This window comes from Aliivibrio sp. S10_S31, assembly GCF_014694495.1.
Lineage (GTDB): Bacteria > Pseudomonadota > Gammaproteobacteria > Enterobacterales > Vibrionaceae > Aliivibrio > Aliivibrio fischeri.
Map to the genome: position 1 here is coordinate 58,424 of NZ_JAAUWR010000016.1, position 13,817 is coordinate 72,240.

Here is a 13,817-nt window from a genome sequence, read left to right on the forward strand (position 1 = left end):
ACACAGTGTTATATAATCAAATGAAAACTCATTTAATTATAAAATCATTGCCCGACACATAATGGATTAATAAATTCACTATATGGGTAAAAAAATAAAACTTCTCTTTCTTCTTCAAAAATGACGTCCGAAAGAACAAAACTAAAATCACCTATATAAGAAGAGGTAAAACTCGCATTAGACGCATGATGATTATTAACAGCCGTTATCCACCCTGTTGTAAATGAGTAATACGGAACAATATCGGGGTCTTTATACGTTCCAGATTCAGCTCTCTTCATACCTAAAATTGAACGGTTCAATGCAGCAAGACTATATTTAGATGATGCTAGTTCTAACATTCCTTCTTGATCTAAGGAATCAACCTCAGAACCTTCATTCCAAACATCGAGTCCCGGAACTGCCAAATACCATTGTTTAGTACCGCCACCACTAAGTAAATTACATGATTGAGCTTCTGTACTGTGTTCATACACTGACCATTTATAACCGAACACAACTAAAGGATTATCATTCGAAGGAGCAGGAAACTCACCTTCACTAAACTTCAGTTTTTGCGCATTTTTTGCTTCTGTGATTGTTAATGGACGATGGTAATAAGCGTCATCTCTTGTAGTAGCCAAAGAGTCTAAATAAGGTCCTTTTGCAGACCCAGAGATCAAGATTTCACGTATCGGCTCTATACCGCGAGAGTAAAATAATGGTTTATCTGGTGTTTCAGGATAATATGCACCACCTGTGACACACTCAGTATCATCCGTACATATCTCAACATCTCCTTTTGCCGAAAGAGGTGTTGCTTCTGAGGCATTAACACAATATTCATACCCAAGTTCGGTACTATCAATACAAAAACTGATGTCTTTACCAATAAAATACGTAGCATCTTTAGGTAGAGGATCTTTATTTTCTTCAGCAACAAGCCAATCCCAATCATCAAGTTGGTTATCAAGATTCACCAGTTGATCTCTACTGCGCCCCATATCCATCAAGCCCGGAACTAATTCCACAGCCTTATCTCGAGTGCCTATGGTGTAAGATAAATTAGTACCGACACCACCTTCTCCTTCAGCAATTTCAACTCTGTCTTCTGCCTTATCGTTTGTCCAACCATCTTGTGCGCTTAAATTGGCTTTCCATTTTGTAGCACCAGTTAGTCCATATATTTTCGCAGTTAACGTAGCGCCATATTCCAATGAGCCAGTAATTTTAGTGCCAATTCCTTTTGTTGAATCGCAATTCAGTGGACCAACTTGGGTACCCTCCCCAATTGGGAGAACACAAGCTCGGATGGTTTTATCAATATAACGGCGGTTAATATCATACATACAATCCGCACCAGCACCGGATTCACATTGAGTAAACTCTGGCATATGATCATCGCCCAAAGTATGAGTAACAAAACCAAATATACTCTTACCTTCAGGGATTCCTGCACCGTTATCATCATAGGTATAAGAAGCACTTATGGTATTTCCAGGTAGAGGAAGAACTGATGAATCTATCGACACTTCTGCAGAAATATCCGATGAAAGCCCAATACTTAAATCTGTACAATATTCGTCACCAATTAATTCACCTGTTTTTGCTGATGGAGTAACACATCCAGATACCGTTACGCCTAATAACGAACTGGCATCTGAAACAGGCAAGATATAATCATCAGCACCAGGAATATCGACACCATCTTTTAGCCAGCGAAAAGTAAACTGTTCAACATCAGGCTCGTCTCCTTCTTCATCGTAATATGTCCCAGTCAACTCCAACTGTTTATCTGCAATATTACCAATGATCTGTTCATCAAGAACTTGAGGAGCATGGTTTGATGTCGGATCCGTAGGCCGACTAGGCATAAGATCCGTATCCCCATTCTTACAACTAACTAAAGAAACCAAAGTAGTTAATACAATAATAGATTTATTCATATTAAGACCCAACCCTACGATTAAACTGAATAACTACTCGACGATTCAGAGCCGATTCATTTCGCATGAGGTCTTCATTTACAAGCGGGTCTGCTGAGCCTTTCGAATTAATGAGAATTCTTTCTTCATCCACACCAGCTTTAATCAGCATATCCGCGGCATATGTTGCTCTTCGTAAAGATTCGATATCATTTGCTGAATCAGTTCCTTTTGCGTCGGTGTAACCTGTGATGCTTACTTTCCCTTGTCCCTGCTTAACGCTTAACGCCAGTTCATTCCATGAGTGCCATTGCTTACTTTCAACAACAAAACGGCTTTCCCCAAATTCAAAATGAAGCGTAACTTGCTCTGGATAATAGGTTGCTTCAGGGACCAGTTTTACAATCGTTTCAGGCTTAGGTTCTGGTTTTGCTTTAAATTTATAAGTCAAACCAAGAGAGGTGAAGTAGAGGTCACTTTTACCCGTTTTAGCATTACCTATACCGTCAATAACTGAGGTTCCTAATCGTAAGCTCCAGTTTGGAGCAAGCGCATATTCCGCACCAATTTCCCAAATATCGTCTAAGCTAGAATCGGATTCGAACATGCCAAGATGTACATTATCGTTGCCTGAAACCGATAGATAGTTATAAGCAGCACCACCTTTCGCATACAAATCAAGATTATCGGTTACCGGCAGTGATAACTTCACAGATAAATCAACACCAGTGGCATTTGAATAATAACCATCACCAACCCCATAAAAAGTCTTAGGGCTTCCATAATCATGCCAGCTACCTTCTAAGGCAAACCAAGAATTAAACTGATAACCACCATAAAGGCCACCACCAGTGACATAATTTTTACACTCGATAGCATTTGATGAACACGCACCTAAAAAGTGGCTAACGCCAACCTGCCCACCTAAATACACATGAGATTGTTCTTCTTTTGATTCAGAAGCTACCGTTCCATTAGAGATAATTAACATTATTGCCAATAGTAAGGCTTTTATTTTTATTATGTAATTATCGTTATAAATTTTATGTTTTATCACTTTACTTTACCTTTATAACTAGCCAAATTTAAAACAAAGAAAAACTTCATTCTAATTTATATTCTATTTATGTATTTATATAAGACTCAGATTGAGCAGATGATTGAAATCGACACTTATTTGCCATCTCTAATGATTTCAATATACTCTTCATTCTTTCCTCACTTATTGACGATTTTTTTTCTTTAGGTTCTTTAATATCAAAGCTTTTCTTACTTACGAATTTATCGTCACTGTTTTTTATACGATATTCAAAATAGCTGGATAATATTAGATCTAAAGAAATACTTTCATATCTCTCATAACAACGCTCTAAGCGTTTAATAGTTCTTCTCTCTACAGGATTCATTTTCATTAGCCACGGGTTACCTAGTCAACATTTTTAATATTAATATTTTTTATATATAAGAGATTTCATTTTTATTTATATGAATATCTCCCCTCCAAAAAAAGATATTTCTTTTTAGAGTTTCTTCTTATTTAAATTAATATTTAATTCTATTTTACAAAGTAGGTAGAATGTAAGTTAAATAATAAGACTTGTTTTGGTAACGATGTTTGAAGGTGATATGAAAATGGATTAAAATGAACGCATGTTGTAACAAAACGTAAATTGATATTTGTAAGCTATTGATTTTAAAGTGGGTCCGACGCTAGTTTACCGTCTACCTATTTGGTTAAATAGATGAAAAAATACACCATTTACAACAATCTAAACCAATCAATAACAATAAATACATTTGCCAACCCAATAAAAAACGCCATTATTTTGGCATTGAGTCACAGAAATAAAACTTAGCTCGATAAATAGGTAATAAGTGTCTTTTGGGCCAATTTAATGTCATCGTCTGATACACCTATATACCTTAAGCTGACACTTTCTGATTTATGTCCTATGGTGGTCATGACAAGACTAATATCCTTACCCGTTGCGAAATATAAATGCCTCGCAAAACTCTTCCTTAATGTATGACACCCTACTTTAGCTGTACTCCCTATTTTTTCTAATACTTGAGTAAGCTTAGAAAACACGGTCCAGCAGGCTTGCCGAGTCAATAAACCATCTACTCCTTTAGCTCTATTACTCAATAATGTTTTCCGGCTAAAAACAGAATCGCTATTAATGTGTCTAAATTTCTCCTTTCTTTGTTTGAGCATAAAAACCATTTTTTTACTAAATAAGAAGGAACGAGTTACTGGTGGTGTTGCTTTTTTAGCTGCAGACACCCTTTCATTCACCATCAATATCCACTCTTTAGGAAGCAGTTTTTCAATTTGATAAAATGGAGTTATGTAGGTTGCCGTCAATTTTTTAACGTTATGTTGATAATGAAGGATAAGTTCCTCTTTAACTTGCTTCAGAACCCGATGTTTTGCTCTTGCTTTACGTGCTAATGTACCTTTACTTTCAATAACTTCACAATGGCCACTTCTAAAATCAATATCAGAATATTTTAATCTTAATATATCGCTGATCCGTAACCCTGTCTCAAGTCCAATATTCCAAATTAATGAAAATGCAGGATCATGATTCTTCTGTAAATATTTTGCCGCATACTTTAAATGCTCTTTGTTTTTTATTGGTTCTACATAAGCCATTACTTTGCTCCTCTATTATGGCTGTAAGTTGGTTATATTAACTGATAATTTTATAAGCTAACATACCTTGGACGTTAATAACAATAATATCAGTATAGCTCTATATCATTGAGTATCTTTAAAAATATTAACTACAATTTTCACTATCAACTTAAGTTAATTTAAGGTTTTGCCTTAAATAAAGCAGTTTTAAATTTCGCTGCATTGTCATTCAAAAAGCACTAGGTAGTATTGTTTATATTCTATAGCGTCTTATAAAAACTCATGAAAAAAAGCAGACATTTCAGTATTACTTTCACTTTATTTTTTGTCTCAAGTTTAATTGGATATTTAATCTACTTTGCCTGGCAATATTCTAATAATCACCCTAGCACCGAGAATGCTTACGTCCGCGCCAAAATAGTATCCATTGCGCCCCAAATAAAAGGACGAATTATCTCAGTTGAGGTGAATGACTACCAAAAGGTGAATAAAGGCGATCTGCTGCTTAAGATAGATCCTCAACCGTATCTTCTAGCAGTAAAAAGAGCAGAGTCAGCATATCAACTTGCAGTGCAACAACATCAAGTCGCTGACAGCAAAGTTACACAAGCTATTGCCAACTTAAATGGTGTAACTTCTAACCTTAAAGAAACACAAATTGAATTCAAAAGAACTCAAGCCTTAGTTAGTCGCAAATTAAGCTCACAACAAGAGCTAGACATAATCAAAAACAAATTAGCCATTGCACAGGCAAAACTAGAAGAAGCAAGAGCCAACGTAGAAGCCGCAATAGCAAACAGAGGGAACGACAATGGTGTTGATGCCGCAATAGTTCAACAAGCCTCTGCAGAGCTTGCTCAAGCTGAACTAGACCTAAGTTACACCGATATCACAGCTCCAACCGACGGTTTACTTGGAGAAATAAATGTTTTTGTGGGTTCTGTTGTTAAAAACAGTCAAATGCTCTTTCCTTTAGTGGTTAAAAACACTTACTGGGTTAGAGCTAACTTTAAAGAAACCTCATTAACCAACATTAGAATGGGGCAAACAGCAGAAGTCGTTATCGATATGTACCCAGATATCACTTGGCAAGCCAAAGTAAGCGAGCTTTCTCCTGCCAGTGGTACTTCGTTTTCTCTCATGCCACCAGAAAACGCAACTGGAAACTGGGTAAAAATAAAACAACGTTATCCTGTGAAATTAATTTTGGATATCCCCAAGGATGCTCCTCAGCTTCGCATTGGTGCAAGTGCTGAAGTCACTATTAATTTATTAGATAACTCAAGAACATGAGCAAAAATGGTGCAACGATTGCCGTCATGCTTGCTGTCTTGATGGTACAAATTGACATCACAGTTGCGAATGTTTCCTTACCCCATATCATGGGTTCTCTTGGTACAACAGTTGACAAGATCCCTTGGATATTAACCAGTTATAGTATGGCTGAAGCTATCTTTATTCCCATAACAAGTTTTTGGGTTGCTCGGTTTGGTGAACGCAAAGTCATGTTAGTTGCTATCATAGGTTTTACTATCGCAAGTATGCTTTGTGGTACCGCACAAACCTTAGCTGAGCTAGTTATTTACCGAATTTTTCAAGGAATGTTTGGGGCTTCAATGCTACCTTTAGCCCAATCGACCATTGCGCAGCTATATCCAGCTGGACAAAGAGGGCGTGGGATGGCCATTTTTTCTATTGGTATTCTTCTTGGTCCAATATTCGGACCTATTATCGGAGGGATTATTACTGATAACATCAACTGGCGATGGATTTTTTACATCAACCTCCCTGTTGGCTTAATTAGTATTTACCTTATTTATAAACACATTCACCTTAACAATCGCTCTAAATCCAAGTTTGACTGGTGGCTTGTTAGCTATATGGCAATATTCATCAGCTCACTGCAATTTATTCTTGATAGAGGCAATGAGAAAGATTGGTTCGATTCAAGATTAATTCAAATTTTACTCGCCTTTACTATTATTGGCGGAATAATGTGGATATACAGAAGTTTAAAAACCAAAGGTTCTATTGCTCCGCTATGGGTTTTAAAAGATAGGAATTTATTAGCCTCATCCATTATCGGAGGGTTAATATCAATGTGTACTTCAGGATTAGGAGTTCAATTATCTATTTTATTAGAAGAAGTTCTTAACTATCCGGTATTAGATACAGGGCTACTTATGACACCAAGAGGACTTGTTTCGGCACTCGTACTTGTTTTAGTCATTAAATTTAATCCCCAATTTGATCCACGGTTAAAAATACTCTTTGGATTAATATGTATTGGAATCGGCAATTACCTAATGACTAAGTACTCACTCAATATAGACATATTTTGGATCGTATTTCCTGGCATGGTACAAGGATTAGGTCTTGGGCTAGCCTTTTCCACATTATCCGTTGTTGCTTATTTGACTTTACCTACACAGCATTCCATTGCGGGTGCGAGTATTTATAACCTTTTCAGGATCTTAGGTAGTGCGTCAGGTATCTCAATTGTCACTACACTGCAATATCGAGATTCGCAACAACAATGGCACGGATTAACGGAAGGTTTTTCTCCTTACAATCCTGATTTACAAAAGTGGCTACAATTAAACGATTTATCGATTACTGATCCTGAGTCAATTCTACGCTATGAGAATATGATTTATGAACAAAGTCAGATCGTCGTATTTACGCATATGTACCAATGGATTGGTATGAGTGTCATATTCCTTATTCCATTACTCTTATTAATAAAAGTAAAAAAATAAGGCTTGGCTTAATTTAATAATAAACAAAAATCAATCTTTAATTTTCTTAAAAAATATAAAATGCGCATGTGAATGACAATCCAATAATAAATTAGTTGATAGTATCTCCTCCGTTGATTGGCTAGAAACATCAACATGATATTAACTAATTAAAATAAGGAAACATGTTATGAAACATACAAAAAAATTACTTTTTGTAACGACACTACTGGCAAGTAATATTTCTTTTGCAGGAAGTGCAGAAAGTATTATTAGTCAAGATCAAGGAAATGGCTTAGTTCAAGCTCTAACAAAAGATTACAACCAATCTGATTCAAGTTGTGGCGGAAATGGTAGTCCATCATTCCTTTGTACCGGTATTATGCTTCATGGTTCAGAACCAACGAAAGACCATGTATGGAACCCAACAAAGGCTGAAAAAAAATCAGATGGCGTATCATTCTCTTATCTGCGTCATGACTCCAAATACTCTGAATTGGCTTACCGCTTTGACAGTGGCTACATCGTATATCAAATCTTTGGCTCACCAAGTGATAAAATTGATTTAGAATATAACTGTTTCTTCCCTGTTGATGGCTCAACAGATGGACGTGAATTTGCAGGTTGTGGCGCTCATGAAAATTACCCAAGTGAGAGTGGTTCATGTGAATCACAAGGTATACATACAGCATATGAGTGGAAAAAACATTACCAATCTACATCAGGTTCTAAATCTGAGCACCAATGTTCATTTAATGTAAGAGACGGCGCTAGCAGTACCTCATATAACTTTGCACAAGGCTTAGCTGCAATGAAACTGATCTCTGATGAATCTATGCACATTCAAAATGAAGTTCGTGCTTCATTATGGCAGGACGATATCGGTGATGAACTTCCAATCCAAGCGTTTTTCTATCTTGAAGGTTCAAAATCTGTTGGCTTAAAAGAAGCACAAGACTACCAAACGGATTACTACAAAACGACGGGAATCGCTATCCCTGTGATTAAACTAACGCTTCCGAATAAATCATCTGAAGACGCTAAGTTTAAGTTCTCACGTAAAGAACAAGCAATCTAATCGTCATCATTAAGTTTAGACCACGACAATTTGTTCGTGGTCTTTTTTGTCAAAACAGTAATCTTACATTACTCACAAAGACCATTAAATTCTGTTTTGTTTCCGATATGATGTTTTTATCAATAGTTAATGAATATTTTAGCCGGAGCCACGCATGAAAAAAATCGTCCCATTTATTTTACTCGCCTTTTTCAGCTTGCGTTTATTTGCTTCTGTCGGTCCTCATATTCAACAGCTAGAACATGATGGTTTTACTATTCTACGTTCAGCTCTTATTGTTGGGGCGGTCTGTTTTGCCATTTCATTAATCATTAAAAAGTTTAAAAAACCAAATCAGATTGAAACCAAATCAGAAGATAATCTAGATTAAAATCCATAAAAAAAGAGTGACCATTTGGCCACTCTTTTTTTATTTCTGCATTTTATGCTTCGTGTTTATAAATATGCAGGTCACGTTGTGGGAATGGAATGCTCACACCTTCCGCATCCAAACGTTTTTTAACGGTTTCAGTTACTTCCCAGTACACATCCCAGTAATCATCAGTCTTAACCCAAGGGCGCACAATAAAGTCCACAGATGATTCATTTAAAGTATGCAATTTAACCATAGGCTCTGGCGTTTTTAATACTGCTGGGTGGCTTTCTAAAATATCAGTAAAGATAGCTTTTGCTTTTTCAATATCGTCTTGATAACCAATACCAAACACCATGTCTACACGACGTTCAGTTTCAATAGTTACGTTCTTAATTACGTCACCCCAAATCTTATTATTAGGGAAAATTAAGTTTTGGTTATCAACGGTTTTAATCGTTGTTGATACCAGGTTCATGCGATTAACTTTACCGACAATACCACCGATATCAACCAAATCACCCACATCAAACGGACGATAAATCAGGATCATCATGCCTGATGCAAAGTTAGATAACGTGTCTTTTAATGCAAAACCAATGACAACACCAGCAACACCAAAACCAGTTAATAGTGGGCCTAAATTAATACCGATTTGAGATAGAGCAATTAAGATACCAATCATCATGACGAACTTTGAGCCCATAGACACAAAGAACTCTTGCATTAACTTGCTGAATTTCATTTTTGAATGAGAAACACTTCTCTTAATTGCACTCTTCGCAAGACGAGAAAGGAAATTCGTAATCCAAAGAATAACAGCAAAAATGATTAACTTAACAATGATAGATGGTGCATTTTCTACCGCCCAATCTTTAAAGCGAGTAACCCACTCTTCAGTTAGACCATATGCTACGCTGATATCCAATACATCGCTGTTAATATCACCTGTCACAGAGAAGATAAGCTGCTTATACTCTGTAATATCAATGTTATTTTGTTCCATTAATGCGGTAGTTACTTCTAAACTCGCAATCATTAATGAAATACGTTCAGTCAAGTTAGTCGCATTTTGCGTAAGAAGCTCTTTCTTCTCAGCAGATGCATATTGCATACGCTTAGCAATATCTGACTTTTGTGACTCAAGGTAGTGAATAATATTAGACAGTAAATCAGCACGATTTGTTAACTCTTTTAAAATCGCTGTTTTTTCTTTAGTGAAATCAATATTTAGTATTTCACCCCATGACAATGTTTTGAATGCTTCTTCATAATATACATCCATAATGCCAAGACGTTTTTGCGCAGCAAATTCTAGATCGTCTTTCTCTTCACCTTTTGCTTTACGAACCGCTTTAGTTAACTCAACCAGATCTTGATGACTTAACTGCAATAGCTTGCCCATAAGCGTCATCTCTGAACGAACAACACCATCCAATCCTTTTATGCTTGGGTTATCTTGTAGCTGTAATTCAATATCAGCTCGAATCTTGTCATTTTTACGACGCAATACATCTTCAAAAAACAATTTATCGGCTGGATCAGCCGTTGATAGCTGAACTAATCTTTCTTTTAACTCTTGTTGAACCGTAACCATGCTATCAATAGATTGAGCATAGGCAGAAGCCATCATACTCATCATTAATAACAATGCGGCAAAATACTTTTTAATCATAAAAAACGTCCTATATAAATCATGACCATATAATAATTGATACCAAGCTATTCTCATCTATAACAAATACAAATAACAGTGACGAATGATGAAAGCTTGTTCATTTGTTGGAATTTTGTGAGATTAAAAGTATCTATTTGAATTGATAAATCAGTTTTTTTGTTTTCAATCTGCGGTTTTCTTGTATAAAAAAAGGCGCATCCATCAAATGGATACGCCTCTATTTTCATGAAAACTTATAATGCTGACATGATTGTTTTTAACTCAGCAATCAATGCTTCATTACGCAGTTCACCTTTTTCCATATCAAAGTTATCGTAAAAACTTGGGACAGATAATGAACCTTTAACATCAGCTGCGAAGTAAGGAGCTGAACCAGTAGCAGCAGCTAATACTGTTGCTGCACCACCAGGACCTGGAGATGTAGCTAACATCACAACAGGTTTACCTTGGTACACTTTCATATCAATACGAGAAGTCCAGTCAAACACATTCTTAAACGCTGTAGCATAAGAGCCATTATGTTCAGCATAAGAAATAACAACCGCATCCGCTTCACCAATTTTTTGGAAGAAACGCTTAGCCTGCTCTGGTTGACCTAATTCTTTTTCTTTATCTTCACTAAAGATAGGCATTTCATAATCATTAATATCTAGCACTTCAACTTCAGCACCGGCAACTAAACCTGCTGCATACGTTGCTAGTTGTTTATTAATTGATGTTGAACTGCTGCTTGCTGCTAATGCTAAAATTTTCATCGGGGTACCTTCTCATATTCTATTTAAGTAAAAAGAGTAGTTAATGCTCTGCTCTTTTCAAATCTATTGTTCTTGTTTGCGATGGGATAACTATAATTCATTCACAAATATTGATTAATAGCCTAAATGTGCAATGATTATTTCCATATGACTCCTAATAAAATAAAAGATACGTAATATGGCATTTAATTCAGCATTGTTTGATGGCATGGTCATTTTCTCAGAAGTAGTGACCAGTGGTAGCTTTACTCAGGCCGCTCATAATAGTGGGCACTCAACCTCTTACATCAGTAAAGAGATTGGAAAATTAGAAGAGCGCTTGGGTGTTCGCCTACTTCATCGCACCACTCGAACGTTACGATTGACTCCTGAAGGCGAACTTTATTTTCAACAATGCCAACAGCTAATTGAAGATGCTCAAATGGCTGAAAATTCGATTACAGGACAACAAGAAAAACCTAAAGGTCGATTAAAAGTTAGCTGTCCTGTTGGCTTTGCTCTTTCACGCTTACGTCCAATACTAGGGAAATTTACTGATTTATATCCAGATATCACACTGGAGTTAGATTTAAATGATAGAAAGATTGATATTGTTGCAGAAGGGTTTGATATGGCGATCCGTGCATCGCATCAACTTGAAGATTCCAGTTTGATCAGTCGTCGATTTTTACGTTCAAGAGCGATCACTATCGCCTCACCTGATTATCTAAAAAAACACGGAGCACCACTGCATCCTAATGAACTGCCTTCACATAAAACCATAGGCTATGCGTATGTTAAACAAGGAGCCGTTTGGGATTTTACCGATAAAAATAGCCAACCACTGGCGATTCAATTAAACAGTCAAGTGATTACCAACAATTCGTTTATGGAGTTATCATTGTGTTTGGCAGGACAAGGGATAACTCGTATCCCTCATTTTCATTTAACCGATGAATTAGAAACAGGTAAGTTAGTTGAGTTGTTTGCGGACTATCCAAAATTAACCATTGATATATTTATGGTTTATCCAAGCCGCAAACATATGTCAGCCAAGGTGCGATGCTTTATGGACTTCATCTCTGAACACCTTGGTGATTAATAGGTATTACTCTTCTAATAGTGTTTCAAAGCGCTCTAAGCCTCTTAGAGGGTCAAAATCAGGCTCTTCCAATACAAGCTCACGCATAGACGTACTCGCCTCAATAGAACGCTGCAAGTCATCAATGGCTTGCACTTCTGCCCCTAATTGCGCATATGCACAAGCACGTTGGAATAGTGCGTGTGCATTTTGATCATCCACTTCTAAAACACGATTACATAAATTCAGTGCCCAATGAAATTCACGCATCTCCATTGCCGCATCCGCTTTATACGTTAACGCTTCTAAATCACCCGGTCTTACTTTTAAAATCTCATCATAAATATCCATTTTTTGCTCAGGCGTTTGTACACTTTGAGCACGAAGCCACAAATTATGCACTTCATTGATGATCTCGATTTCACGGTTATTCTCAGTAATAATTCGCGTTTTACGTTTTAAATCGCGCTCTAACGCCACAAACTTCTTCTCATAATCTTGCGCTATTTTATTGAGTTGCTTGTCTGCCATTTCTTTGGTGTTTTGTTTCATTTCTCTTAATGATTGCCAACCAATAAGTGCAATCAAAGAAGCCACAGCCGCAATAACATAGAAAAAATAAGTAACCGTTGTATTAGAATAATTTAATGATTTATCTGCAACCGCTAGCTCACGGTCGGTAATTTGAATGGTTAAACGTCGCTCTAGATCTTGTTGTTCGATACGCAAAGCCTTCAGCTCATCTAAAATATAGCGCTCCATTAATGGACGATCTAAATACTCTTGTTCTGAATAAGTCACTTCCTCTGCTTGTAATGACAGTGAAGTAAAAAGAGTGATGAGAAGCAAAAAGAAGTGTCGATACATAGGGATACCCTTGTTAATCGTGTATTTAGAAGTGATATACATAAAGATAACACATCAAAGACAGCAACACCCGATTAACAAAGAAAACCAATTAAAATCCCATCACCATAGAGCCTACAAGTAAACCAGCCATACTGTAGTTAAAAAACTTTAAATGCTTCGGTGTTTTCAACCTCTTTTGTAGTTCTTTACCTGCAACGGTCCAAAAACTTACTGTAGGGACATTAATACAAATAAACACGAACGCAATTAACAATACACTGAACATATCTGAGCTTGTTGCATAGATGCTCATTACTGATAGTGCCATCGACCACCCTTTTGGATTTACCCACTGAAAACTTGCCGCCGCTAAAAAAGACATGGGTTTATAATCGCTATTGTCACTGTTTATCGGCTCACTTCTCGCAATTTTATATGCTAAATAACTCAAATAAATCGCACTAACAATCTGCAAAATAAATTCCAACTGAGGATAAGTTTGAAAAATTTGAATTAACCCAAACCCGACCAATATCAGCATAAAAGCAAAGCCAAATATCACGCCAAGCATATGTGGAATAGTACGAACAAATCCAACATTAGCCCCAGATGTCATTAACATAATGTTATTTGGGCCAGGAGTAAACGCGCCCACAAAAGCAAAGGTAATTAACGCAAATAAGTAAGTGTAATCCATCATAACCATCTTAAAATTAAATTCTGCTTGTATCTTAATGCGAGACTAAGTAAATTTTCTGTCTATAT

The 13,817-nt window shown here is 36.5% G+C and carries 13 protein-coding genes; 5 read left to right on the forward strand and 8 right to left on the reverse strand.

Annotation, left to right across the window (positions count from 1 at the left end; translation table 11 throughout):
- Nucleotides 1-44: 44 nt before the first annotated feature.
- The 4 genes from HC728_RS14245 to HC728_RS14260 form a co-directional block, all read right to left on the reverse strand.
- Nucleotides 45-1,925, reverse strand: a complete 1,881-nt coding sequence (locus HC728_RS14245) for a hypothetical protein (RefSeq protein ID WP_065604685.1) — start codon at nt 1,923-1,925, stop codon at nt 45-47.
- Between the two features lies 1 nt (nt 1,926).
- Nucleotides 1,927-2,895, reverse strand: a complete 969-nt coding sequence (locus tag HC728_RS14250) for an outer membrane beta-barrel protein (protein WP_065604686.1) — start codon at nt 2,893-2,895, stop codon at nt 1,927-1,929.
- A gap of 133 nt (nt 2,896-3,028) precedes the next feature.
- Nucleotides 3,029-3,316 carry a hypothetical protein gene (locus HC728_RS14255; protein WP_005423782.1) on the reverse strand — a complete coding sequence of 96 codons (288 nt, stop codon included), beginning with the start codon at nt 3,314-3,316 and terminating at the stop codon, nt 3,029-3,031.
- 440 nt (nt 3,317-3,756) lie between these two features.
- Nucleotides 3,757-4,560 (reverse strand): tyrosine-type recombinase/integrase, encoded by an 804-nt coding sequence (locus HC728_RS14260; RefSeq protein ID WP_005423783.1) that lies wholly within the window; start codon nt 4,558-4,560, stop codon nt 3,757-3,759.
- 264 nt (nt 4,561-4,824) lie between these two features.
- On the opposite strand from HC728_RS14260, the gene HC728_RS14265 reads away from it, so the two are divergent.
- From HC728_RS14265 to HC728_RS14280, 4 genes are all read left to right on the forward strand, one after another.
- Nucleotides 4,825-5,835, forward strand: a complete 1,011-nt coding sequence (locus HC728_RS14265; RefSeq protein ID WP_026029279.1) for an HlyD family secretion protein — start codon at nt 4,825-4,827, stop codon at nt 5,833-5,835.
- Nucleotides 5,832-7,301 carry an MDR family MFS transporter gene (locus HC728_RS14270; protein WP_065622476.1) on the forward strand — a complete coding sequence of 490 codons (1,470 nt, stop codon included), beginning with the start codon at nt 5,832-5,834 and terminating at the stop codon, nt 7,299-7,301. The genes HC728_RS14265 and HC728_RS14270 overlap by 4 nt, the downstream gene beginning before the upstream one ends.
- 169 nt (nt 7,302-7,470) lie before the next feature.
- Nucleotides 7,471-8,358, forward strand: coding sequence for a halovibrin HvnA (locus HC728_RS14275; RefSeq protein WP_065622475.1), 888 nt, complete (start codon nt 7,471-7,473; stop codon nt 8,356-8,358).
- Between the two features lie 154 nt (nt 8,359-8,512).
- A complete protein-coding gene (locus tag HC728_RS14280) occupies nt 8,513-8,728 on the forward strand; it encodes a hypothetical protein (RefSeq protein ID WP_065596018.1) in 216 nt (71 codons plus the stop codon).
- Between the two features lie 52 nt (nt 8,729-8,780).
- Here HC728_RS14280 and HC728_RS14285 read toward each other — a convergent pair whose 3' ends face one another.
- Complete coding sequence (locus HC728_RS14285) at nt 8,781-10,385, reverse strand: mechanosensitive ion channel family protein (protein ID WP_065622474.1); 1,605 nt, start codon at nt 10,383-10,385, stop codon at nt 8,781-8,783.
- Nucleotides 10,386-10,621: 236 nt separating this feature from the next.
- A complete protein-coding gene (locus tag HC728_RS14290) occupies nt 10,622-11,143 on the reverse strand; it encodes an NADPH-dependent FMN reductase (protein ID WP_065597844.1) in 522 nt (173 codons plus the stop codon).
- A gap of 178 nt (nt 11,144-11,321) precedes the next feature.
- Between HC728_RS14290 and HC728_RS14295 the strand changes: the two genes are divergently transcribed.
- On the forward strand, nt 11,322-12,224 hold the full coding sequence (locus tag HC728_RS14295) for a LysR family transcriptional regulator (protein ID WP_065622472.1): 903 nt from the start codon (nt 11,322-11,324) through the stop codon (nt 12,222-12,224).
- 6 nt (nt 12,225-12,230) lie between these two features.
- Here HC728_RS14295 and HC728_RS14300 read toward each other — a convergent pair whose 3' ends face one another.
- Together HC728_RS14300 and HC728_RS14305 are read right to left on the reverse strand one after the other, a co-directional pair.
- Nucleotides 12,231-13,070 carry a hypothetical protein gene (locus HC728_RS14300; RefSeq protein WP_005423791.1) on the reverse strand — a complete coding sequence of 280 codons (840 nt, stop codon included), beginning with the start codon at nt 13,068-13,070 and terminating at the stop codon, nt 12,231-12,233.
- 91 nt (nt 13,071-13,161) lie between these two features.
- Nucleotides 13,162-13,749: a LysE family translocator gene (locus HC728_RS14305; protein ID WP_155661897.1), complete on the reverse strand. Its 588-nt coding sequence runs from the start codon at nt 13,747-13,749 to the stop codon at nt 13,162-13,164.
- Nucleotides 13,750-13,817 lie beyond the last annotated feature (68 nt).

Coding starts and splice junctions, on each gene's coding strand:
- HC728_RS14245 (WP_065604685.1), bottom strand. CDS start 1,925: ATGAATAAATCTATTATTGTATTAACTACTTTGGTTTCTTTAGTTAGT.
- HC728_RS14250 (WP_065604686.1), bottom strand. CDS start 2,895: ATGTTAATTATCTCTAATGGAACGGTAGCTTCTGAATCAAAAGAAGAA.
- HC728_RS14255 (WP_005423782.1), bottom strand. CDS start 3,316: ATGAAAATGAATCCTGTAGAGAGAAGAACTATTAAACGCTTAGAGCGT.
- HC728_RS14260 (WP_005423783.1), bottom strand. CDS start 4,560: ATGGCTTATGTAGAACCAATAAAAAACAAAGAGCATTTAAAGTATGCG.
- HC728_RS14265 (WP_026029279.1), top strand. CDS start 4,825: ATGAAAAAAAGCAGACATTTCAGTATTACTTTCACTTTATTTTTTGTC.
- HC728_RS14270 (WP_065622476.1), top strand. CDS start 5,832: ATGAGCAAAAATGGTGCAACGATTGCCGTCATGCTTGCTGTCTTGATG.
- HC728_RS14275 (WP_065622475.1), top strand. CDS start 7,471: ATGAAACATACAAAAAAATTACTTTTTGTAACGACACTACTGGCAAGT.
- HC728_RS14280 (WP_065596018.1), top strand. CDS start 8,513: ATGAAAAAAATCGTCCCATTTATTTTACTCGCCTTTTTCAGCTTGCGT.
- HC728_RS14285 (WP_065622474.1), bottom strand. CDS start 10,385: ATGATTAAAAAGTATTTTGCCGCATTGTTATTAATGATGAGTATGATG.
- HC728_RS14290 (WP_065597844.1), bottom strand. CDS start 11,143: ATGAAAATTTTAGCATTAGCAGCAAGCAGCAGTTCAACATCAATTAAT.
- HC728_RS14295 (WP_065622472.1), top strand. CDS start 11,322: ATGGCATTTAATTCAGCATTGTTTGATGGCATGGTCATTTTCTCAGAA.
- HC728_RS14300 (WP_005423791.1), bottom strand. CDS start 13,070: ATGTATCGACACTTCTTTTTGCTTCTCATCACTCTTTTTACTTCACTG.
- HC728_RS14305 (WP_155661897.1), bottom strand. CDS start 13,749: ATGGATTACACTTACTTATTTGCGTTAATTACCTTTGCTTTTGTGGGC.